This is a genomic window from Streptomyces europaeiscabiei, assembly GCF_001550375.1.
Classification (GTDB): Bacteria; Actinomycetota; Actinomycetes; order Streptomycetales; family Streptomycetaceae; genus Streptomyces; species Streptomyces europaeiscabiei.
The window spans coordinates 1-21,073 of record NZ_LRTR01000198.1; the positions used below are offsets into that span (position 1 = coordinate 1).

Sequence of the window (21,073 nt, forward strand, 5' to 3'; positions counted from 1 at the left end):
GTGCGGGGCGCGCGGCGGGATCGCCCGGGGGCTGGGGCGGGCGTACGGGGACGCGGCGCAGAACGCGGGCGGGACCGTCCTCGACATGACGGGGCTCGACCGAGTGCACGCCATCGACGCGGAGGGCGGCACCGTCCTGTGCGACGCGGGCGTCTCGCTGCACCGGCTGATGGAGGTGCTGCTCCCCCTGGGCTGGTTCGTGCCGGTGACTCCCGGGACCCGCCAGGTGACCGTCGGCGGCGCCGTCGCGGCCGACATCCACGGCAAGAACCACCACGTCTCCGGATCGTTCGCCCGGCACGTCCTGTCCCTCGAACTGCTGACGGCGGACGGCGAGATCCGCACGGTCGTCCCCGGCACCCCCCTCTTCGACGCCACGGCCGGCGGCATGGGCCTGACCGGCGTCATCCTCACCGCGACCGTCCGTCTCCTGCCCGTGGAGACGTCCTGGATGTCCGTCGACACCGAACGCGCCCGCGACCTCGACGACCTCCTCGCCCGCCTCACGGCCACGGACCACCACTACCGCTACTCCGTCGCCTGGATCGACCTGCTGGCCCGGGGCGCGTCGACCGGCCGCGCGGTCCTCACCCGCGGCGACCACGCGCCCCTGGCAGCGCTGGAGCCGCCGAAATCGTCCTCCACGCGCGCGCGTGGAGGACGCTTCCCGCGCAGGGACGCACTCCGGCGAGACGCGCCGGCCAGTCCATTGGAATTCCGGCCCCACCGGCTCCCGGCCGCTCCCTCCTTCGTCCCGGAAGGCCTCCTCGGCCGTACGACCGTGGGCCTCTTCAACGAGTTCTGGTACCGCCGGGCCCCGCACGCCCGCACCGGCGAACCACAGCGGATCTCCGCCTTCTTCCACCCCCTCGACGGGGTCCCGCACTGGAACCGGATCTACGGCCGGTCCGGTTTCGTCCAGTACCAGTTCGTCGTCGGGTACGGCCACGAAGAGGTCCTTCGCCGGATCGTGGAGCGGATCTCGGCGCGCCGCTGCCCCTCGTTCCTCGCCGTCCTGAAGCGGTTCGGCGAGGGCGACCCCGGCTGGCTTTCCTTCCCGATGCCCGGCTGGACCCTCGCCCTGGACATCCCGGCGGGCCTGCCCGGTCTCGGCGCGTTCCTGGACACGCTCGACGAGGAGGTCGCGGCCGCCGCCGGGCGCGTCTACCTGGCGAAGGACGCCCGCCTGCGCCCCGAACTACTGGCCACGATGTACCCCCGGCTGCCCGAATTCCGCGTACTGAGGCGGGAGTTGGACCCGGGCGGGGTCTTCGTGTCGGACCTGGCCCGCCGCCTGGACCTGTAGAGACGCCCTCGACGACCGGCTGAAGACGGACGACAACCCCGGCCGCAGACCGGCGGAAGCCCCCGAAAACCCCCTGTCCCCACACCCAGGAGCTGTCATGAAGGACGCCTTCGGCACCCCCCAGTCCCTGCTGATCCTCGGCGGTACGTCGGACATCGCGCTGGCCACGGCACGCCGTCTGATCGCCCGCCGCACCCGCACGGTGTGGCTGGCGGGGCGCCCCTCGCACGAACTGGAGAACGCGGCCGTCCACCTGCGTGGACTCGGCGCGCAGACCCACACCATCACCTTCGACGCGCTCGACCCCGAGTCCCACGAGGCGATCCTCGGCAAGGTCTTCGCCGAGGGCGACATCGACATGGTCCTCCTCGCCTTCGGCGTACTCGGCGACCAGGCGAACGACGAACGCGACCCGGTGGCCGCCGCACGCGTGGCCCAGACCAACTACACGGGCGCCGTCTCGTCCGCCCTGGTCTGCGGGCGGGCCCTCCAGGCACAGGGCCACGGCTCCCTCGTCGTCCTGTCCTCCGTCGCCGCCGAGCGCGCCCGCCGCTCCAACTTCATCTACGGCTCCAGCAAGGCCGGCCTCGACACCTTCACCCAGGGCCTCGGCGACGCCCTGCACGGCACCGGCGCCCACGTCATGCTCGTCCGCCCCGGTTTCGTCCGCACGAGCATGACGGCGGGCCGGCCGGAGTCCCCCCTCGCGACGACCCCGGAGGCGGTGGCCGCCGCCATCGAACTGGGGTTGCGGCGGCGCTCCGAGACGGTCTGGGTCCCGGGTTCGCTGCGCCTGGTGATGACAGCCCTGAGGCACGTACCGAGGGCGATCTTCCGCCGCCTGCCACTGTAGAGCCGTGCCGTGCAGCCCCGGAGCAGAGCCGTGCCGTGCAGTCCCGGATCAGGAAGCGCCCCGTAAGGGGCGCGGGGAACGGCGCGAGCAACCCTCACCCGTCCGCACCCGCGAACAGCCCGGACCCCAGCCCGAACCCCCGAGCTGTCAGGCGCCCGCTCCACCCAGCGGCAGCGACGCCGTGTCCCCCACCGGCGCCCCCGCCTGCGGCGGGACGACCGACCCGCCGAACGTGAACTCGCGCAGCTTGCGCCAGACACCGTCGGGACCCTGCTCGTAGAGCGCGAACCCGGTGCAGGGCCACTGGGCCTCGTACTCGGCGAGCTCCTCGAACGCCCGGTCCATCGCCTCCTCGGCGATGCCGTGCGCCACGGTGACATGCGGGTGGTACGGGAAGTTCAGCTCGCGCGCCACCGGGCCCGAGGGGTCCCGCACCTGCTCCTGCAGCCAGGTGCAGGCCTCGGCCCCCTCGACGACCCGCACGAACACGACGGGCGACACCGGGCGGAACGTTCCCGTGCCGGACAGTCGCATCGGGAAAGGCCGACCGGCCGCCGCGACCTCGGTGAGGTACGTCTCGATCTCCGGCAGCGTGGTGGCCTCGACCTCGGTCGGCCCCACCAGCGTGACATGGGTGGGGATGCCGTGAGCCGCGGCGTCGCCGAAGCCCGCGCGCAGCTCCTGGAGCCGGCTGCCGTGGGGCTCCGGGACCGCGATCGACACACCGATCGTTACGGTCCCCACGTCATCTCCTGTCGTCGTGTCATGCGAGTTGTCGTATGTCCTTGCAGGGCGCGGTCCGTCGCACCGGCTATCGACTGTACGGCCACGGCGGTGTTCCGGGCAGGCGCAGCGGGAGTGATGTGCGGCGCTGTCGGTGGTGCGACGGGTGGTGCGTTCGGCGCTCGGGGCAGAGGTGGAGCCGCTCAGTGCTTGGCGGGCAGGAAACCCACCCTGTCGTACGCCTGGGAGAGCGTCTCCGCGGCGACCGCGCGCGCCTTCTCGGCCCCCTTGGCCAGGATCGAGTCGAGCGTCTCCGGGTCGTCCAGGTACTGCTGGGTGCGCTCCCGGAAAGGTGTCACGAACTCGACCATGGCCTCGGCGAGGTCCGTCTTGAGCGCACCGTAGCCCTTGCCGACGTACTTCTGCTCCAGTTCCCCGATACCCGCACCGGTCAGGGTCGAGTAGATGCTCAGCAGGTTGCTGACGCCCGGCTTCTCCGCGGTGTCGAAGCGGATCACCGTGTCGGTGTCGGTGACCGCGCTCTTGACCTTCTTGGCAGTGACCTTCGGGTCGTCGAGCAGGTTGATCAGCCCCTTCGGGGTCGATGCCGACTTGCTCATCTTGATCGCGGGGTCCTGAAGGTCGTAGATCTTCGCCGTCTCCTTCAGGATGTACGGCTTCGGGATCGTGAAGGTCTCGCCGAAGCGGCCGTTGAAGCGCTCCGCGAGGTCACGGGTGAGTTCGATGTGCTGGCGCTGGTCCTCGCCGACCGGCACCTCGTTCGCCTGGTACAGGAGAATGTCCGCTACCTGGAGGATCGGGTACGTGAAGAGGCCGACGCTCGCCCGGTCGGCGCCCTGCTTGGCGGACTTGTCCTTGAACTGGGTCATGCGGGACGCCTCGCCGAAGCCCGTGAGGCAGTTCATGACCCAGCCGAGCTGGGCGTGCTCGGGGACGTGGCTCTGGACGAAGAGCGTGCAGCGCTCCGGGTCGAGACCGGCGGCGAGCAGCTGCGCGGCGGCGAGCCGGGTGTTGGCGCGCAGGTCCGCGGGGGCCTGCGCGACGGTGATCGCGTGCAGGTCGACGACCATGTAGAACGCGTCGTGGGACTCCTGCAGAGCCACCCACTGGCGGACGGCGCCGAGGTAGTTGCCGAGGTGGAACGAGCCGGCGGTGGGCTGGATGCCGGACAGCACGCGGGGTCGGTCAGAAGCCATGCTCACCATTCTCTCAGGTATCCGGGCCCGTTCCGGAACCGACCGGAAACAGATGTGACACGGGTGGGAACCGATCAGGCTCGGGCGGTGTACCCATTTTGTGAGAACGCGGGAGGGGGGCCGCATCGTCGATGAGGCCGCGGTGATCGCACGCGTACGGGCCGGGGAGCCGGAGGCGTATGCGGAGCTGGTGCGCGCCCACACGGGCATCGCGCTGCGGGCGGCCCGGGCGCTCGGCGCCGGCGCGGACGCGGAGGACGTGGTGCAGCAGGCCTTCTTCAAGGCGTACTGCTCACTGAGCCGCTTCCGGGACGGCGCCGCGTTCCGGCCGTGGCTGCTGTCGATCGTGGCCAATGAGACGAGGAACACAGTGCGGACAGCAGGGCGCCAGCGGTCCCTGGCCGACCGGGAGGCGGCCTTCGTCGAGGCCGAGCCGTTGATACCGCCCTCGGCCGACCCGGCGGTCGCCGCGCTGGAGATAGAGCGCCGCGTCGCGCTCCTGGGTGCCCTGGAGAAGCTGCGCGAGGAACACCGGCTGGTCGTCACCTACCGCTACCTGCTGGAGATGGACGAGCCCGAGACGGCCGCCGCCCTGGGCTGGCCCCGGGGCACGGTGAAGTCCCGCCTGAGCCGGGCGCTGCGCAAGCTGGGCCGCCTGCTGCCGGAGTTCGAGCCGGGTGCATCCCTGGGGCGGAGGGGAGGAGGTGGTGGGGGTGAGTGAGCCGGACGGGCAGGACGGGCCGGACAGGACAGACAGGTACGAGGACCGGGACCGGGACACGGGGATCACGGAGGGTGAGGGTCGTGACGTCCGGCTGCCCGAGGAGTTGCGGGCGCTCGGGCGGGCACTGGACCGGCCGGGGGCGGACGGGGACGAGACCATGGTCGAGCGGGTCCTGCAGCAGATACTCGCCGTGGGGGTACCGCCCACGCCCTCCAGGCAGTGGGGGAGAGTGCCGACCCCGGTGGCCGGGACGCCGGGGGCCGGTGAGTGGCTGCGGGCGGTGCGCCGGTGGGCGGTGTTCCGGCGACGCGCGTTGACGGCCGCGCTGTGCGGGCTGCTCACGGTCCTCGTCCTCACCCCTCCGGTGCGGGCGGCGGTGGCGGACTGGTTCCACTTCGGCGGGGTCGAGGTGCGGTACGACCCGTCGGCGACGCCTTCGCCCGGAGCGGAGGTGCCGGGCTGCCCGGACCCGGTCCCGCTCGCCGAGGCCGAGCGGCGGGCAGGGTTCGCCCCGCTCGTGCCGGGCGCGCTGGGTGCACCGGACGCGGTGTCCGTGACCCGTGCGCCGAAGGACCGCTTCGTGATCACCCTCTGCTGGGACGAGCGGGGGCACACCGTCCGGCTCGACGAGTACGCGGCGCGGCTGGCACCCGAGTACGCCAAGACCGTGGCGGGTGAGCAGGCCGTCGAGTGGGTCGAGCTGAGCAGGAGCACGTACCCCGGCGCGCTGTGGTTCCCCGAGCCGCACCGCCTGCGCTTCTGGATGACCTCCGAGGACGGCTCCCGCTTCACCCGCTCCGAGCGCACGGCGGGGCCCACCCTGCTGTGGGTTCACGACGACGCGTTCACGCTGCGGCTGGAGGGCGTGGCGTCGAAGGCGCGGGCGCGGGAGATCGCGGAGTCATTGGATTGATCGGTCCCGCCCGGGTGGGAACCCCGGCGGTTCGAGCGGTGTACCAGGAATGACACCGCGAGTGCGGACGGGCCGCACCGGGATCGATCGGGGGTGTCGGATGCGTGGACTGCGACAACTGGCGGCGGCGGTGGGCACGTTGACGACCGCTCTGGCCCTGCTTCTGCTGGGGGCGCCGCCCTCGGCGGCGGGCGGGCCGACCAGCGTGCTGCTGGTCTCACCGACCAGCCAGCGGACGGCTTCGCTGTACGGCACGGAGAAGCAGTACGACCTTCTGGTGAGGCTCCTGGCCCCCACGGGCTCCGCCCTCGACGCGAACGGGGAGGAGGCTCCGGAGTGGGCGAGGGGGGACACAGCGGGAGAGCAGATCAGTGAGATGGTCACCGTGACTTGGATGATCCACGACGTGACGCCCTGGCGGGTGGACCAGCTGTATACGGCCTCGCCCGACACCAAGGACGTCTGGATCCACACGGACCTGGACATCGCGAAGGACACCGGTGCTTCGGACGACGGCGTCTGGAACAAGGCGAAGCAGTCGGAGGAGCTGCGCGCGCTGCTTCAAGGACTCGGAGTGCTGGGCGAGGCCTCCGGCAGCCCGGAGCAGGGCGAAGCGTCCTCGCCAGACGCGCTCTCAGGGGCTCGGGTCGACGCCGTCGAGACGGCCGTCGACGCACCGGCCGGGGCAGACGCACCCGATCTGACCGACCGGGCCCGCTGGGCGATACCCGCCCTGGCCCTGGGGCTGCTCCTCGGCTCCGGAGGGGCCATGCTCCTGCTGCGCCGCGCGGCGGCCCGGCACGAGTCCGGACCGCCGCAGGAGCCCCGTCAGGAGCTGCTGGATGCCTGACCGACGGCGCTGAAGGGGTCAGCCGAGGTCGATCTCCGGGTACAGCGGGAAGCCGGCGACGAGGTCGGTGGCACGGCGGGAGATCTCGTCGGCGACCTTCGCGTCGAGGATGTGCTGGGCCTTGGAAGGGGCGCCGGACTTGGTGGTGCCGGGCTCCGTGGTGGTGAGGACACGGTCGATCAGGCCGGCGACCTCGTCCATCTCGGCGGTGCCCAGACCACGCGTGGTCAGCGCGGGCGTACCGATGCGGATGCCGGAGGTGTACCAGGCGCCGTTCGGGTCGGCCGGGATGGCGTTGCGGTTGGTGACGATGCCGGAGTCGAGCAGTGCGGCCTCGGCCTGGCGACCGGTGAGACCGTAGGAGGTGGCGACGTCGATCAGGTTGAGGTGGTTGTCGGTACCGCCGGTGACCAGGGAGGCGCCCCGGCGCATCAGGCCCTCGGCGAGGGCTCGTGAGTTGTCGACGATGCGCTGGGCGTAGTCCTGGAAGGCGGGCCGGCGGGCCTCGGCGAGGGCTACGGCCTTGGCGGCCATGACGTGCGGGAGGGGGCCGCCGAGGACCATCGGGCAGCCGCGGTCGACCTGGTCCTTGAGGGAGTCGTCGCACAGGACCATGCCGCCGCGCGGGCCGCGCAGCGACTTGTGGGTGGTCGTGGTGACGATCTGGGCGTGCGGCACCGGGTCGAAGTCGCCGGTGAGGACCTTGCCGGCGACGAGGCCCGCGAAGTGCGCCATGTCCACCATCAGCGTGGCGCCGACCTCGTCGGCGATCTCGCGCATGATCCGGAAGTTCACGAGACGGGGGTAGGCGGAGTAGCCGGCGACGATGATCAGCGGCTTGAAGTCACGGGCGGAGGCGCGCAGGGCCTCGTAGTCGATGAGGCCGGTGGTGGGGTCGGTGCCGTAGGAGCGCTGGTCGAACATCTTGCCGGAGATGTTCGGGCGGAAGCCGTGGGTGAGGTGGCCGCCGGCGTCCAGGGACATGCCGAGCATGCGCTGGTTGCCGAAGGCCTGGCGGAGTTCGGCCCAGTCGGCCTCGGAGAGGTCGTTGACCTGGCGGACGCCGCTCTTCTCCAGGAAGGGGACCTCGACGCGGTCCGCGAGGACGGACCAGAAGGCCACGAGGTTGGCGTCGATGCCGGAGTGCGGCTGGACGTAGGCGTGGCGGGCGCCGAAGAGTTCCCTGGCGTGCTCGGCGGCGAGGGACTCGACGGTGTCGACGTTGCGGCAGCCGGCGTAGAAGCGGCGGCCGACGGTGCCCTCGGCGTACTTGTCACTGAACCAGTTGCCCATGGCCAGGAGGGTGGCCGGGGAGGCGTAGTTCTCGGAGGCGATCAGCTTGAGCATCTCGCGCTGGTCGGTGACCTCCTGGCCGATGGCGTCGGCCACGCGCGGCTCGACGGCGCGGATCACATCGAGGGCGGCACGGAAGGCGGTGGACTCGTGGGAGAGGGGCTCGGCTGACATGGGGACCTCCGGACGTTGCGTTCAGCGTTCACGGTACGGCCCAGGCGCACGGCACTCATCTTCCCGAGCCGCTCCCCGATGGTCCGTCCCATCCCAGCGCGCCAGTCACGGCCCGCTGATCACCCTATCGGGCGCCGTGGACGCCCGGACCCGGGCGTCCACCATACGAACGACACCGCTGCGCTTGGGCAGCCGTTTCGGAAGCGTCCGCCCGATCGGCGTCGGGCAGCGGTCTACGGCTCCGTTTCGGCTGGTCGCGCGGTTCCCCGCGCCCCCTTGGGGGCGCTAGAGGATCACGTGCGGGAGGAAGCGGGCGTACTCGTCCGTGACCAGCCCCGAGGACTCCCGGATGCCGAGGCCCGCCGACTCGCTCTCGACGACCCAGGCGCCGAGGACGACGTGGTGGCCGTCGAAGGTCGGGAGGGGGGCCAACTCCTGGTAGCAGCAGGGCTCTTCACGGAGGACGGGGTCGGCGCCCGGTTCGTGGAGGGTGACGCCGGCGCCCTCGCGGCCGAGGAGGGGCTTGGCGACGTAGCCGGCGGTGGTGGCCAGTTCGCGGGGGCCGTCGAGATAGGCGGGGAGGAGGTTGGGGTGACCGGGGTAGAGCTCCCAGAGGACGGCGAGGAGTGCCTTGTTGCTGAGGAGCATTTTCCAGGCGGGCTCGATCCACATCGTGGTCCCGGTGCCGCCGCCGTTGTCGAGGGTGGCGAGGACGTGGGGGGCGAAGCGGTCGGTGGTCAGCCACTCCCAGGGGTAGAGCTTGAAGATGCTGCGGATGAAGCGGAGCTTCTTGTCGACGAAGCGGTCGGAGAGGCGGTCCCAGCCGATGTCCTCCATGGAGATCCAGTCGGTGTCGAGGCCGGCCTGTTCGGCGGTCTCCTTCAGGTAGGCGACCGTCATCAGGTCCTCGCCGAGTTCGTCGCCGGCGGAGTGCGCGAAGTAGAGGGGGCTGCCCGGCGGGAGGAGGGGGGACTGTTTCTTCCAGGCGTCGACGAGGCGTTCGTGGAGGGAGTTCCACTGGTCGGCACCCGGGAAGCGTTCCTCCATCCAGAACCACTGAGGTCCGGCCGCCTCGACGAGCGAGGTCGGGGTGTCGGCGTTGTACTCCAGCAGCTTGGCCGGGCCGGTCCCGTCGTAGCGGAGGTCGAAGCGGCCGTACACGGACGGCAGTTCGGCCCGACGGCGCCATGCCTCGGCGACGAGGCCGACGAGGCGCGGGTCGGTGATGCCGAGGTCGGCGAAGCGGTCCTGCTCGACGATGTGTGCGGCCGCCGCCAGGCACATGCCGTGCAGCTCCTCGACGACCTCCTCCAGCGCCTCGACCTCGGGGAGCGAGAAGACGTAGTACGCGCTCTCGTCCCAGTACGGACGCAGGGACCCGTCCGGGTGGCGGGTCAGCGGGTAGATGAGCCCCTGTTCCTCGACGGTCTCCTGCCAGCCCGGCCGGGGTTCGATGGTGCGGCGTTCCATGGTTCTGCCTCGTCCGCCGGATCAGCCGCCGCTGGAGCCGGAGCCGTCGCCGTCGCCCGAGCAGCCGAAGCCGTCCCGGTCCACGGCCTCGCTGCGGCTGAAGGTGCCGTCGTCGGCCCGGCCGCCGCTGACGTCCGCGTCGTAGTACCAGGCGGCGTCGACCGAACCGGCCTGCTGCCGGTTGCCGCTGCTGTTGCTCTTGCGGTTCTTGCCGTACGACGACGAGCTGGAGCCCGTATTGCAGTTCTTGTCGGCGATGATCTTGTAGCCGTTGGCGTAGTCGTAGCTGTCGCGGTCCACGCAACGGCGGTCCGGATCGGAGCCGCAGGAGGTCAGGGCCGCCGCGACGACGCCCATTCCACCGAGTACGACCGTGCTGGACCGCAGCCGCCTGCGCTGTTCTCCCATGTGTGCTCCCCCGTCGGGCCCATGGACCCTGCTGTACCGGGGCCGGTTCGCGATGCGGTACGCGACGACCGGCGCCGCCTTATGTGCGCTTTATCGGCGCTCAGACTAGTGATCGACTCCGGGAAGAGGCCAACCGGGGGCGGAGGCGGGGCCACGGGCGGCGGATCGGTTCGAGAAGCGGCTCGCGACGCCACGATGACCGTGGAGGTGGCGGTGACGCGGAGCGCGCGCCCGTCCCCCGAGCTGGACCCGTTCGAGTTCGGGTTCCGGTTCGGGTTCCGGTTCCGTCGGGGCCCGGCGTGGGCCCGGCCTCGTACGCCGTTGCGCGCTCAACCCCGTACGCAGGTCGCCCCGGACGGACACAGGGACGTGACCACCATCGTGACCGGTTCGCGCAGTTCGTCGAGCGGGGTCGACTCGGGGGCGCTGAGGCGGACTCCGTAGATCTTGTCGTCGGCCGTGCGGAAGCGGTGGTCGATGACCTGACGGGGGCCCAGATCGCCTTCGCCGTCGAAGCAGTAGACGACCTCGGAGTAGCTGTCGTCCGGGGCGGAACGGTCGAGGACGCGATAGCCGGGGAGGCGGGCGAAGCCGTAGTTCTCGTTCTCGGCCAGGTCCATGGACTCGGCGGGGGTGCCCTCGCTGACCAGGAAGAGCTGGAGGATCCGGCTGCCGTCCGGGGAGTCGTACGTCACGACCGCGGGCTTGTCCTTCGGCGTCTTCGCGGTGCGTTTCCAGCCGGAGGGGACATCGACGGTGAAGCCGGCCGGGTCGTCGGAGCGTACGTAGCCGGGGGCACCGCCCGGGTCGGAGTCCGTGTCCGTGTCCGTATCCGACTGTTTCGGCGTGGCCGGGCCGGTGTTCCCGTCGTCCTGCGGGCCCGCTGCCGAGACGGAGGGCGAGGGTGTCGACGTGGCGCTGTCGGTGGAGGTCGTACGGGTCGTGCCGTCGTCCCGGGACAGGGTCCACGCCCCGAACCCTGCGCCGCCGCCGAGCAGCGCGGCAAGGACCATGACGGCGGTGGTGCGCGACCACGGGCTGCCACGTCCGGGCGGGTCGTCCACCCAGCGTCCTTGGTGCGGGTCCCAGCTCGTCATGTCGTCCCCCTTGCCGTCGTCGGCGTTCTCACGACGTACGTTCACCGACGATAGCGGCGTACACGCCGAACAGGCCCCGTCCTGGTCGAAACCGGGACAGGGCCTGCGAGAACAAGCTATGGGACGTCGACTCCGACTACGTCGACTCCGAGGACGTCGGCCACAGGACGGCTCAGATGAGGCCGAGCGCGCGGACCGCGTCGCGCTCCTCCGCCAGCTCCTGGACCGAGGCGTCGATGCGGGCGCGGGAGAACTCGTTGATCTCCAGGCCCTGGACGATCTCGTACTTGCCGTCCTTGACGGTGACGGGGAAGGAGGAGATGAGGCCCTCGGCCACACCGTACGAACCGTCGGACGGGATGCCCATGGAGGCCCAGTCGCCGTCGGCGGTGCCGTTGACCCAGGTGTGGATGTGGTCGATGGCGGCGTTGGCGGCGGAGGCGGCCGACGAGGCGCCACGGGCCTCGATGATGGCGGCGCCACGCTTGGCGACGGTCGGGATGAAGTCCTCGGCGAGCCACTTCTCGTCGTTGACGACCTCGGCGGCGTTCTTGCCGGCGACCGTGGCGTGGAAGATGTCCGGGTACTGGGTCGCGGAGTGGTTGCCCCAGATCGTGAGCCTCTGGATCTCGGAGACCGGGACGCCCGTCTTCTTCGACAGCTGGGTCAGCGCGCGGTTGTGGTCCAGGCGGGTCATCGCGGTGAAGCGCTCGGCCGGGACGTCCGGCGCGGCGGCCTGGGCGATCAGGGCGTTGGTGTTGGCCGGGTTGCCGACGACCAGGACCTTGATGTCGTCCGCGGCGTTGTCGTTGATGGCCTTGCCCTGCGGCTTGAAGATGCCGCCGTTGGCCTCGAGGAGGTCACCGCGCTCCATGCCCTTGGTGCGGGGGCGGGCGCCGACGAGCAGGCCCACGTTGGCGCCGTCGAAGGCGACGTTCGGGTCGTCCGTGATGTCGATGCCCTGAAGGAGCGGGAAGGCGCAGTCGTCGAGCTCCATGGCGGTGCCCTCGGCGGCCTTCAGCGCCGGCGTGATCTCCAGCAGGCGGAGCTTGACCGGCACGTCCGCGCCGAGCAGCTGGCCGGAGGCGATGCGGAAGAGCAGGGCGTAACCGATCTGGCCGGCCGCGCCGGTGACGGTGACGTTCACGGGAGTGCGGGTCATGGCGTTCTCCGTATGACAGCTGGCGGTGGGGCGTCCCTGCCCCTGGCGGGACGTACAAATGATCGATCTCTTGGCGTCAAGAGAGATCGGTGGTCAGGCTACCGCGCATCCGGGATGCCGGACGGCCGGGGTTCGTGTGGCCCAGCCCACAAGTCGCTCCACACTGCCGCTCCGTGGCGAGGGCGACATGAAAGGCGGCCGCCGGTCCGGGGGGAGGACCAGGGCGGCCGCCTTTGTGGGGGTGCCGGGCCGGGAGGGGAGGGGGTACCGATCTCCCGGGCGGGCCGGACTCCCGTGGGGGTACTGTCCGCATGCCCCGGAGTTCGGCGGGCATTCCACTTACGTCGAGATTACTTTTACCGTAACGGTGAATACGGTGTGTCACGCCCCTGGCGGGCCCGTGGGGGCCGGTCGCGCGCTCCCCATACCTCCATGGGGGCGCTCCGGCGCGCCCCCTCCGTCCCGCTACCCCGTGCAGCCCTTCTGACCCGACGCCAGCGTCGCGCAGGCCGTGGCCTCGCCCGCGTCCTTCACGGCGATCATCTGGGTGTAGGCGATGTTGTCGCCGGCCGCTTCGATGGCGGCGGTCCGCTTGGTCATGCCGACCGCGACCTGGACCTCGTCGCCCTGGGCGGCACCGGTGATGCGGGCCCAGGCGGCCTGGCAGGTCTTGCTGTAGCGGACCTCGACCCTCGTGGTGCCCACCGTGGCCTCGTCGGCGGTCCGCACGAGGTTGCCGATGCACCCCATGGTCTCCGGGTCCTTGCCGTCACAGTCCTTGCCGCTGCACTTGACTCCCGCCGGCAGGTCGGGGTTCGCGCCGATCGAGGTCGACGGGGAGGTGGGCGGCTTGTCCCCCGCCTGGTCCTTCCCGTCACCGTTGGTGAGGAAGAAGGCCGCCGCGATCACGACGAGCGCGCCGACGGCTCCCGCGAGGAACATCGTCACGCGCCGCTTCGGCTGGGAATCGCCGTCGCCGGAACGGCCGCCGCCGCCCGGTGGCGGGCCGAAGACACCGGACGGCATCGAGGCGCCACCGAGAACCTGGGCACCACCGGGGGCCGACGCACCGGCCGGGACGCGGGACGAGGCCGACGAGGCCGACGAACTCGAGAAGGGCGGCCCCCCGGCCAGGCCCGACGGCGAGGACGACCGCGACGAAGTCGACGGCGATGGCGATGGCGATGGCGATGGCGTCGACGGAGCCGACGACGGAGTGGCACCCCAGCTGACACGCGACGCGCCGCCGGCGATCGCCCCTGCCCCGCCACCCCCGCCGTACGGCGGGACGGAGGAAGAGGAGGACGAGGAGGACGGTGACGAGGTGGACGGCTTGGCCGAACCCCCGTACGGCGGGCGGGAGATCCGGTCACCTTCCGAGGAGCGCGGCTGCGCCGGCACCGTCGGCGAGACACCCGCCGGACCCGCCACGCCCGGTGTCGCGGTCGCGCTCCGGCTCCCCCTGCCGTTCCTGCCGCCCTTGACGGTGGACTGGCCGCCCGTCTCACCCAGGGCGGCGCGCGCCTGGGAGATGCGGATCGCCTCCATGGTCATGTCATGGCGCATCTCCGAACGGCTCCAGGCCCGCTCGGCCAGCTCCCACATCGTGGTCAGATGGACGGGATCGGTACCGGTCACCTCGGCCAACGCGACGATCGCGCCTTTCGGCGCGAGGAGTCTCCCGTTGAGATACCGCTCCCAGGACGTCTTGCTGTAGCCCGTGCGGTCGGCCACCGCGGCGATGCTCAGTCCACTGCGGTCGACGAGCCGGCGCAGCTGGCCCGCGAACTCCCTGACCTGTGGATCGAGCTCATCGGGCAAGGCCCTCCAACGAGGCATTGCTTCCCCCTCTTCCCCCCGTACGACTCTCCGTACGACACTGGACTTTCCCCCCGCGCCCGCTGTCCCTGCGCCGCGCATGACGCCCTCGCTGAATCCTGGTCCGGGAGCCGGCCCGAAGCTCTCTCCGGAGCCCCGTTCTGGCCTACCCATTGGGATGCGCCCGGTCAGGATGTCAGTTCCCTGGAAAGGGGCGTGCGGGAGCATTTCGGGCGGGACCGCGCGCCACTGCACGCCCCCCCAACGGGCCTGCGGTCCAGTGTCCCATCGGCATCCCGGATTTCCGGACGGAATGACAGGTCCACACGCGGGACATCCCGCACCACCCCAAATGCCCACATTAGCCCTGCCGTTGAGCGGGCCGGTGCCACATCCTCGAACCTGTCAACACATCGACACAACGACCACACATGCACAGTCACGCGAGTCGAACGAGAACTCGTGCGCCTCGCACACATCAGCGGGTACGTCGGCACTCCTGTGCCTCGTCGGGGCGGCGGGGCTCGTGTGAAACGTGTGCGTCGGTGAACATCCCGGGCCGTACGTCGTCGACGGCTCCGGCGCCGCTCACGACGACTGGGGCGACCGGGGCGACTGGGGCACCCTGTCCGTCACTCGCACTCCAACAGCGACGCGACTGTGCAGGGCGTCCTGTACGCCGGCGGGGCCAGGTGGAAGGTCGCCGCGTACAACTGGGCACGGCTGAGGGGCGTGTGGGCGCCGACCGGTGACGGCGGATTCCGCCGACGCCGGTGGACCCGCCGGGCGAGGGGCCGTCACAGCAGCGTGCCGACCCCTGTCAGCGCGGCGCCGACGAGGGCCAGGGCTGTCAGGACGGCGAGGGCCGCATAGAGGGCGATACGGCCGGGTGGGCGGGGGTTCGACTCACCGGCGGGGGTGTCCCACCAGGGGAGCGTGGGGTCGTCCTCGTAGGCCTCCGAGTGGGCCTCCGCCCCGGCCCGCTCCCCTGCCCCGGCCCTCACGGGATGCGGCGGCCGGGACGGGGGCATCGTCTGGGGCGCCGAGCGCGGCCAGGCCCGTACGGCCAGTTCCCAGCGCACCCCGAAGCGTTCGGCGTCCTCCTGCGCGACCCGGCACAGGGCGACGACCGCCTGCCGGGGCGGGGGCTGGGTGCCGTTGAGGTAGCGCTGCCAGGAGGACTTGCTGTACGCGGTGCGCGCGCCGAGCGCGACGAGACTGAGTCCCGTGCGGTCCTTCAGCAGGCGTAGTTGCTCGACGAAATGCTGTACCTCCGGAGGGAGTTCGTCCGGCAGCTGCTGCCAGGCGCTCATCGGCTGCCTCCTCGGTTCAAGAGCGGGTCTGAGCAGGTGACGACGGTCGCGGGTGAACCGGTTCCCACCGCAACGGACGCGGGCTGCCTCGGCGGGCGGACAGCGTGAGGAGTGACACGGGCGGCGGCGTGAGGCGAAGCGAAGGGTGTACTGAGGGGGCGTGTGAGGCGACCCGCGCGCCCACTTACAGGCATCCACGCCCCGCTCACGGGCGTTCGCGCCCCGGCTTCCAGGCGCCCGCGCCCCGGTATCCGGGCGGGCCCGCGCCCCGCATCGAGACAACCCGGGCGCCGGCTTCGAGCACCCGTGACGCATGCCGTGATGACGTCCGGGTGCCGTCGTCGTCGCCCGGTGCGGACACCTTGGCGGAATGGTCACTTCCGTGCCACAGCGGGCTGACAGGTGTTGAACGGGGCGTTCGCCGTGCAGGAACGTGGAACGCGACGGCGGTCCGTCCTTACTCGGGGGAGGGGACGGACCGCCGTCGCGTGCGCTCGGGGCCGGGGCGGTGGGGCAGCGGCCTCAGCCCGCCTCGTCGCCCACGGTGAAGTGCAGCGTGTCCTTGAGGAACGGGATCTCCAGCAACGGCTTCGGCTGGGCCATCAGCGCGAGGAGCACGATGGCGGTGCCCAGGACGATGTACGTGGCCATGTCGGTGAAACGGGAGCGGACCGCGAGCATGCCGACGTCCCGGACGGACCAGCGCAGCACCGCGCCGGCGAGCAGCGCGGCCCCGATCAGGATCGTGCCGACCCGGAACACGTCGAGCGCGGTGAGCAGTAGCCCGAGCCCCACCGTGGACAGCACGGCGAGGATCGGCCACTGGCGGACGGGTGCGGGCGCCTCACGCGGCGCCGCCCGGCCGCCGCCCTCGGGCCGCGCGGTGTCCTTGGTGAACAGGGGGAAGCGTCGAGTACCGCGAACGGGCTTGCCCTCGGCAGCGGGCACGCCGATGTGATCCCGCACCGTGATCTCGTCAGCGGCCTCGGCCGCGCCGGTCGTCCCAGTCGCGTCAGTCGCGCCGGTCTTCCCGGTCTTCCCCGCGGACCTCGGCATCTCCGCCCTCCCCGACGCTCCAGCCCTGTCGGTCGCCCCGGACCGCTCCGTGGCCTCCGACCGGTCAGCCGTCCCCCCGGGCGGCTCGGTGTTCTCGGCGACCCTCGGAGCTCCCGAAGAACCCTCCGAAGTTCCCGAAGCCCCCGGCTTCGCCGACGCCTCCGATTTCGCCGACGCCTCCGATTTCGCCGACGCCTCCGATTTCGCCGACGCCTCCGGATTTCCGGGGCCGGTCACCTTCTCCGGCGCCCCCGACACCCTTGACGCCTCCGACGCCCGCGGCACCCTCGAAGCGCCCTCCGCCCTGCCGTCAGCCGACACTGCGCTCCGCCGCCTCGACCACGTTGACGAGCAGCTGGGCGCGGGTCATCGGGCCGACGCCGCCGGGGTTGGGGGAGATCCAGCCGGCGACCTCCGCGACGCCGGGGTGGACGTCTCCGACGATCTTGCCCTCGGCGGAGCGGGAGACACCGACGTCGAGGACGGCGGCACCCGGCTTCACGTCCTCGGGCCGGACCAGGTGGGCGGAGCCGGCCGCGGCGACGATGATGTCCGCCTTCCTCAGGTGCGCGGCCAGGTCACGTGTGCCGGTGTGGCACTGGGTCACCGTCGCGTTCTCGCTGCGCCGGGTGAGCAGCAGCGGCATCGGGCGCCCGATCGTCACACCGCGCCCGACGACCACGACGTCGGCGCCCTTGATCTCGACGCCGTACTGGCGAAGGAGGGTCAGGACAGCGTTCGGGGTGCAGGGCAGCGGGGCGGGCTCGTTGAGGACGAGGCGCCCGAGGTTCATCGGGTGCAGGCCGTCCGCGTCCTTGTCGGGGTCCATCAGTTCGAGGATGCGGTTCTCGTCGATGCCCTTGGGGAGGGGCAGCTGGACGATGTAACCGGTGCAGGCGGGGTCCTCGTTGAGTTCCCGCACCACCGCCTCGATCTCCTCCTGGGTCGCGGTCGCGGGCAGTTCCCGCTGGATGGAGGCGATGCCGACCTGTGCGCAGTCACGGTGCTTGCCCGCGACGTACTTCTGACTGCCGGGGTCTTCGCCGACGAGGATCGTGCCGAGTCCGGGCGTGACGCCCTTCTCCTTCAGCACCGCCACGCGGGCGGTCAGATCGGACTTGATCGCGGCTGCGGTGGCCTTGCCATCGAGAATCTGGGCGCTCATGGCCCCAATCTTCGCGGATGACCGGCGCCCGGTTCCAATCCGGTCACCTGGCGGACGCTCTCCCCCGCTTCCCGGCGCGCGTCGGGCCGTTCCCGACAGGCCCGTACCCGACAGGGCGGCGGCCCGTGCCTGACAAGATCAGATGTGTTGCACTTGCACAACACCCGACGAATCTCCCTGGACATCCGGCCGGGCATATAAAACGATTGGGGCACAGTGCCGCGGGCACTGCCGGGGGGCGTGACCATTTCAAAAGATCCAGGGCATTCCTCCGAACCGTGCCGCGCGTCCCCGCACCAGGCAACGGAGGAAACCCCGCCATGAGCTTCGGCGACCCGAACAACCCGTACGGCCAGCCCCAGCAGCAGCCGCCCGCCCAGGGCTACGGCTACCCGCAGCAGGGCCCGCCCCAGCAGCCGGGGTACGGCTACCCGGCCGCCCCGCCGGTCTCCCAGGGATACGGGGGCTATCCGAACGCACCCGAGACCATGCCCAGCACGGTGAACGCGGCCCGCATCATGCTCTGGGTCATCGTCGGCCTGCAGGTGATCGGCGTGCTCCTGTACGGCATCGGCGCGATCGGCGTGTCCGCGGCCAGCGACAGCACCGAGGACCCCGCCCTCGCGGAGGCGCTCGGCAACATTCCGGTCGGCCAGATGGTGGCGATCGCCATCTTCGCGGTGGCCTGGCTCGTCTACGCGATCATGCTGGCCGTGAAGTTCAAGTCCGGCGGCAGCGGCGTACGCACCGCGGCCCTGGTCTTCGGCATCATCACCGCGATCCTGGGGATCTTCCCGTTCCTCGTGATCGGCCTGGTCCACCTGGTGCTGGGCATCCTGATCGCCGTCTTCGTCGGCAACGCCAACGGCAAGGCATGGTTCAACCGCCCGCGCTACTGAGCGGCCGGGCATCCACACGACCGAGCACCACACCCGAAGGGCCGTGCCTCCCGTACGAGGGGGCACGGCCCTCGGTGTGTCGGTCCGCATCCGCCCGGGCGACTCGACGGCGGAGCCGAGGGCCGGGTCCACCCGCACGCCCGGCCGACGACGCTCATGGGCTCACCGCGGTGCGGGGGATCCGACGCGAGTACGCCGAGGACGCGGAGTCCCGGTGGCGGTTCGAGCGGGAGGCCGCCGCACACGGACGGGTCCCCACGCCATGCGCACCGGTGTCCTTACTCCCAAGTATCGACCGATTCGCGTAGGACACGCCACTTTTGCACATTCATGGGTCGCTTATGCGCCTCTCTTTACCCTGGCGGGTGTTTCCGTCGGGGGAGGCCACCACCATGCACAGCATCATCGTCGTACCGATGCAGAGCACCGGGCCTGACGACCACATTCGTCTCGGCCCCTGCGAGTCCCTGTCGTTCGGCCGTACGCCACGACCGTACGGTCCTCACCTCACCATCGTCCACGAAGGCGTGTCCCGCGAGGCCGGTGAGATCACGGCGGCGGGCGCCTACTGGAAGCTCAGCAACCTCAGTCGTGGGCAGACGTACGTCATCGAGAACCCGGAAGGCGCGGGCGAGCATGTCAAGGTCCCACCAGGACGTCTCGACGCCCCGATCCCGTTCGAGTTCTCGCGGGTCGTCATGCCCGCGGGGAGCGAACTGCTGACCTTCGAGGTCTGGGCGCCACGCCACGACTACATCGACCACACCGGTCCGCGGCACGGCGCACCCACCGAGTGCGCCTTCCCGCTCGACCGCGGCAAGCGGTACTTCCAGGTCCTGGTCGCCCTGTGCGCGCACCGCCTGCGCGACGAACCGCACGTCTCGCTGCCCACCGGCGACGAACTGGTGGAGTCGCTGCGGCCCATCTGGCCGACGGTCTCACGGACCTCGGTGCAGTGGAACGTCGACTACCTCGCGGTCAAGCTGCGTCTGAAGCCGATGCCCGACACGACACCGGGCGGCGGCCCACGCCTCAACGGCAAGAAGGAGCGTTTGGTCTCCCTGGCGCTGCGGTTCGACCTCGTCAGGGAGGACGACCTGGCGCTGCTGAGGGAGAGGATCGCACGGTGAGCGAGCGAACGACGCACGCCGTACCTGTTCCCAAGGGGTACCGCGTCGGCGCCTGGGAGGTCCGCGAGCCCATCGCCTCAGGCGGCTTCGGCACGGTGTACACCGCCCGCTGCGCGGAACCCGCCGAAGGCCTGCCGTCCGAGGCCGCCCTGAAGTTCCTGCCCACCGGCACCCGTACCCCCCGCCAGCTTCGCCACCTACAGGAACTCGCCGAACGCGAGACCGAGTTGCTGCGGCGGCTCCGGCGCCCGCGGCTCATCCGCATGTACGAGGCCCTGACCGTGGACGACCCGTCCAAGCCACTGCTCGACGGCGCCACCGTCCTCGTACTGGAACGCGCCGAGGGCTCCCTCGACCAGTTACTCGACCGGCTCGGGGAGCGGCGGTTCGGGCGGTCCGACCGCGCGGTGGCCGTCCCCGGTGGCGCCTCGCTGCTCGCCCAGATCTGCGAAGGGGTGGCTCATCTCCATCACGCCGGCTGGATCCACGGTGACCTCAAACCGGCCAACGTCCTGCTGATGGCGGACGGTTCGGCCCGGCTCGCGGACTTCAACCTGGCCGCCGAGCTGCAGGGCACCCACGCCTACTCCCCCGCGTTCACCACCGTCGACTACACAGCGCCCGAGCTCCTGTGGGCCGAGGTCGGCGAACACGGCCACCGCACCCGCCCGACCGCCGACATCTGGGCCTTCGGCGTCCTCGCCCACCTGGTTCTGACCGGAGGTCTGCCGTTCCCCGGGACGACCCCGGCCGCACGCCGCGACGCGGTCCTGCGCTACGCCAAGGGCCACGAGGAACTGCGTCTCTCGCCCGAACTGCCGCACCTCTGGCGGCAGATCGTCACCGACTGCCTGGCGCCCACGCACGAGGTCCGCGTCATCCACACCGCTCAGTCCCTGCTCCGCAGGGTCGAGCCCGCAGCCGGAGCCGCCCGCTCCCCCCGCCTGCCCCGGCTCCAACCGCGACGTGGTCCCCACCCGGCCCTGCTGGGCGGACTGGCCGCTCTCGCGGCGGTCTCGCTCGTCACGGCCGGCCTGCTGGCGATGCGCGAACCCGCCCCGCAGGGGTGGGCACGCTGCAACCGGGGAGACATCTGCTTCTTCTCGAAGGCCGGCGGGCAGGGCGAGATGTGCAACTGGTACGACTACGACCTCGACTGGCACGACGAGTTCATCCCCTGCGCATGGGTGAAGGACAGCAGGCCGAAGTCGGCCTTCAACAACGGGCACATCGACCCCGAGTTCGTCGTCGTCCAGCTCTTCAGCGAGCCCGACTACAAGAATCCGAGCGGCTGCGTCCTGGACCAGGCCAAGGTCAACTTCCCGGGCGACGGCCCACTCGTCCGCTCCCACAAGTGGGCGCCGACCTGTTCAGGAGGGTCTGCGCGGGGCGGGTCACCCTAGGAACTCCCAGGTACCGGCCCGGCGATCGCCCACCCATCCTTGACGTGTCACGGCAACACACGGGATGCGGGCATCGGATCCGCTTCCGCGCAACGGGGA

Annotated in this window: 19 protein-coding genes and 1 riboswitch; of the genes, 8 read left to right on the plus strand and 11 right to left on the minus strand. The window is 71.2% G+C overall.

The window, feature by feature from the left end; translation table 11 throughout:
• Positions 1 to 1,306 (plus strand): FAD-binding oxidoreductase (locus tag AWZ10_RS09605; RefSeq protein ID WP_060890868.1); only part of this gene is annotated, 1,306 nt, incomplete at its 5' end.
• Between the two features lie 97 nt (positions 1,307 to 1,403).
• On the plus strand, positions 1,404 to 2,159 hold the full coding sequence (gene dprE2, locus AWZ10_RS09610) for a decaprenylphospho-beta-D-erythro-pentofuranosid-2-ulose 2-reductase (protein ID WP_046706664.1): 756 nt from the start codon (positions 1,404 to 1,406) through the stop codon (positions 2,157 to 2,159).
• Positions 2,160 to 2,306: 147 nt separating this feature from the next.
• Here the strand turns inward: dprE2 and AWZ10_RS09615 are convergent, their stop codons facing one another.
• The gene (locus AWZ10_RS09615; protein ID WP_046706665.1) at positions 2,307 to 2,903 is read right to left on the minus strand and encodes a 2'-5' RNA ligase family protein; all 597 of its coding nucleotides are present in this window, start codon (positions 2,901 to 2,903) and stop codon (positions 2,307 to 2,309) included.
• Between the two features lie 182 nt (positions 2,904 to 3,085).
• Positions 3,086 to 4,099: a tryptophan--tRNA ligase gene (gene trpS, locus AWZ10_RS09620; RefSeq protein WP_060890875.1), complete on the minus strand. Its 1,014-nt coding sequence runs from the start codon at positions 4,097 to 4,099 to the stop codon at positions 3,086 to 3,088.
• Between the two features lie 100 nt (positions 4,100 to 4,199).
• Here trpS and AWZ10_RS09625 point away from each other — a divergent pair, with 100 nt between their 5' ends.
• The 3 genes from AWZ10_RS09625 (at position 4,200) to AWZ10_RS09635 (ending at position 6,586) form a co-directional block, all read left to right on the plus strand.
• Positions 4,200 to 4,820, plus strand: coding sequence for an RNA polymerase sigma factor (locus tag AWZ10_RS09625; RefSeq protein ID WP_078935495.1), 621 nt, complete (start codon positions 4,200 to 4,202; stop codon positions 4,818 to 4,820).
• Positions 4,813 to 5,736 (plus strand): hypothetical protein, encoded by a 924-nt coding sequence (locus AWZ10_RS09630; protein WP_408996603.1) that lies wholly within the window; start codon positions 4,813 to 4,815, stop codon positions 5,734 to 5,736. The genes AWZ10_RS09625 and AWZ10_RS09630 overlap by 8 nt, the downstream gene beginning before the upstream one ends.
• Before the next feature lie 100 nt (positions 5,737 to 5,836).
• A complete protein-coding gene (locus tag AWZ10_RS09635; protein ID WP_046706667.1) occupies positions 5,837 to 6,586 on the plus strand; it encodes a hypothetical protein in 750 nt (249 codons plus the stop codon).
• A gap of 18 nt (positions 6,587 to 6,604) precedes the next feature.
• On the opposite strand, the gene AWZ10_RS09640 is transcribed toward AWZ10_RS09635, so the two are convergent.
• From AWZ10_RS09640 to AWZ10_RS09680, 9 genes are all read right to left on the minus strand, one after another.
• Complete coding sequence (locus AWZ10_RS09640; RefSeq protein WP_046706668.1) at positions 6,605 to 8,053, minus strand: glycine hydroxymethyltransferase; 1,449 nt, start codon at positions 8,051 to 8,053, stop codon at positions 6,605 to 6,607.
• Positions 8,054 to 8,084: 31 nt separating this feature from the next.
• Positions 8,085 to 8,172, minus strand: a riboswitch (ZMP/ZTP riboswitch).
• Between the two features lie 166 nt (positions 8,173 to 8,338).
• Positions 8,339 to 9,523: a glutathionylspermidine synthase family protein gene (locus AWZ10_RS09645; protein WP_046706669.1), complete on the minus strand. Its 1,185-nt coding sequence runs from the start codon at positions 9,521 to 9,523 to the stop codon at positions 8,339 to 8,341.
• Positions 9,524 to 9,544: 21 nt separating this feature from the next.
• A complete protein-coding gene (locus AWZ10_RS09650) occupies positions 9,545 to 9,931 on the minus strand; it encodes a hypothetical protein (RefSeq protein ID WP_046706670.1) in 387 nt (128 codons plus the stop codon).
• Between the two features lie 329 nt (positions 9,932 to 10,260).
• Positions 10,261 to 11,073, minus strand: coding sequence for a hypothetical protein (locus AWZ10_RS09655; protein WP_060890869.1), 813 nt, complete (start codon positions 11,071 to 11,073; stop codon positions 10,261 to 10,263).
• A 127-nt stretch (positions 11,074 to 11,200) separates the two neighbouring features.
• Positions 11,201 to 12,190 (minus strand): malate dehydrogenase, encoded by a 990-nt coding sequence (locus AWZ10_RS09660; protein ID WP_046706672.1) that lies wholly within the window; start codon positions 12,188 to 12,190, stop codon positions 11,201 to 11,203.
• Between the two features lie 465 nt (positions 12,191 to 12,655).
• On the minus strand, positions 12,656 to 14,029 hold the full coding sequence (locus AWZ10_RS09665; protein ID WP_208618473.1) for a helix-turn-helix domain-containing protein: 1,374 nt from the start codon (positions 14,027 to 14,029) through the stop codon (positions 12,656 to 12,658).
• A gap of 776 nt (positions 14,030 to 14,805) precedes the next feature.
• Positions 14,806 to 15,321 carry a helix-turn-helix domain-containing protein gene (locus AWZ10_RS09670; RefSeq protein WP_060890871.1) on the minus strand — a complete coding sequence of 172 codons (516 nt, stop codon included), beginning with the start codon at positions 15,319 to 15,321 and terminating at the stop codon, positions 14,806 to 14,808.
• A 522-nt stretch (positions 15,322 to 15,843) separates the two neighbouring features.
• Positions 15,844 to 16,377: a DUF3017 domain-containing protein gene (locus AWZ10_RS09675; protein ID WP_079104334.1), complete on the minus strand. Its 534-nt coding sequence runs from the start codon at positions 16,375 to 16,377 to the stop codon at positions 15,844 to 15,846.
• Between the two features lie 310 nt (positions 16,378 to 16,687).
• Entirely contained in the window at positions 16,688 to 17,542 is an 855-nt protein-coding gene (locus AWZ10_RS09680; RefSeq protein WP_037694339.1) for a bifunctional methylenetetrahydrofolate dehydrogenase/methenyltetrahydrofolate cyclohydrolase, read from the minus strand.
• 320 nt (positions 17,543 to 17,862) lie between these two features.
• Here AWZ10_RS09680 and AWZ10_RS09685 point away from each other — a divergent pair, with 320 nt between their 5' ends.
• From AWZ10_RS09685 to AWZ10_RS09695, 3 genes are all read left to right on the plus strand, one after another.
• On the plus strand, positions 17,863 to 18,441 hold the full coding sequence (locus tag AWZ10_RS09685) for a hypothetical protein (RefSeq protein WP_046703096.1): 579 nt from the start codon (positions 17,863 to 17,865) through the stop codon (positions 18,439 to 18,441).
• Between the two features lie 392 nt (positions 18,442 to 18,833).
• Positions 18,834 to 19,571: a hypothetical protein gene (locus AWZ10_RS09690; RefSeq protein ID WP_046703095.1), complete on the plus strand. Its 738-nt coding sequence runs from the start codon at positions 18,834 to 18,836 to the stop codon at positions 19,569 to 19,571.
• Positions 19,568 to 20,974, plus strand: coding sequence for a protein kinase domain-containing protein (locus AWZ10_RS09695; RefSeq protein ID WP_046703094.1), 1,407 nt, complete (start codon positions 19,568 to 19,570; stop codon positions 20,972 to 20,974). The genes AWZ10_RS09690 and AWZ10_RS09695 overlap by 4 nt, the downstream gene beginning before the upstream one ends.
• Positions 20,975 to 21,073 lie beyond the last annotated feature (99 nt).

What these genes read in the sequence shown, in the direction of transcription:
- AWZ10_RS09645 (WP_046706669.1), bottom strand. Translation starts at nt 9,523, where the DNA reads ATGGAACGCCGCACCATCGAACCCCGGCCGGGCTGGCAGGAGACCGTC.
- AWZ10_RS09670 (WP_060890871.1), bottom strand. Translation starts at nt 15,321, where the DNA reads ATGAGCGCCTGGCAGCAGCTGCCGGACGAACTCCCTCCGGAGGTACAG.
- dprE2 (WP_046706664.1), top strand. Translation starts at nt 1,404, where the DNA reads ATGAAGGACGCCTTCGGCACCCCCCAGTCCCTGCTGATCCTCGGCGGT.
- AWZ10_RS09640 (WP_046706668.1), bottom strand. Translation starts at nt 8,053, where the DNA reads ATGTCAGCCGAGCCCCTCTCCCACGAGTCCACCGCCTTCCGTGCCGCC.
- AWZ10_RS09685 (WP_046703096.1), top strand. Translation starts at nt 17,863, where the DNA reads ATGAGCTTCGGCGACCCGAACAACCCGTACGGCCAGCCCCAGCAGCAG.
- AWZ10_RS09635 (WP_046706667.1), top strand. Translation starts at nt 5,837, where the DNA reads ATGCGTGGACTGCGACAACTGGCGGCGGCGGTGGGCACGTTGACGACC.
- AWZ10_RS09650 (WP_046706670.1), bottom strand. Translation starts at nt 9,931, where the DNA reads ATGGGAGAACAGCGCAGGCGGCTGCGGTCCAGCACGGTCGTACTCGGT.
- AWZ10_RS09660 (WP_046706672.1), bottom strand. Translation starts at nt 12,190, where the DNA reads ATGACCCGCACTCCCGTGAACGTCACCGTCACCGGCGCGGCCGGCCAG.
- AWZ10_RS09690 (WP_046703095.1), top strand. Translation starts at nt 18,834, where the DNA reads ATGCACAGCATCATCGTCGTACCGATGCAGAGCACCGGGCCTGACGAC.
- AWZ10_RS09665 (WP_208618473.1), bottom strand. Translation starts at nt 14,029, where the DNA reads ATGCCTCGTTGGAGGGCCTTGCCCGATGAGCTCGATCCACAGGTCAGG.
- AWZ10_RS09680 (WP_037694339.1), bottom strand. Translation starts at nt 17,542, where the DNA reads ATGAGCGCCCAGATTCTCGATGGCAAGGCCACCGCAGCCGCGATCAAG.
- trpS (WP_060890875.1), bottom strand. Translation starts at nt 4,099, where the DNA reads ATGGCTTCTGACCGACCCCGCGTGCTGTCCGGCATCCAGCCCACCGCC.
- AWZ10_RS09675 (WP_079104334.1), bottom strand. Translation starts at nt 16,377, where the DNA reads ATGCCGAGGTCCGCGGGGAAGACCGGGAAGACCGGCGCGACTGACGCG.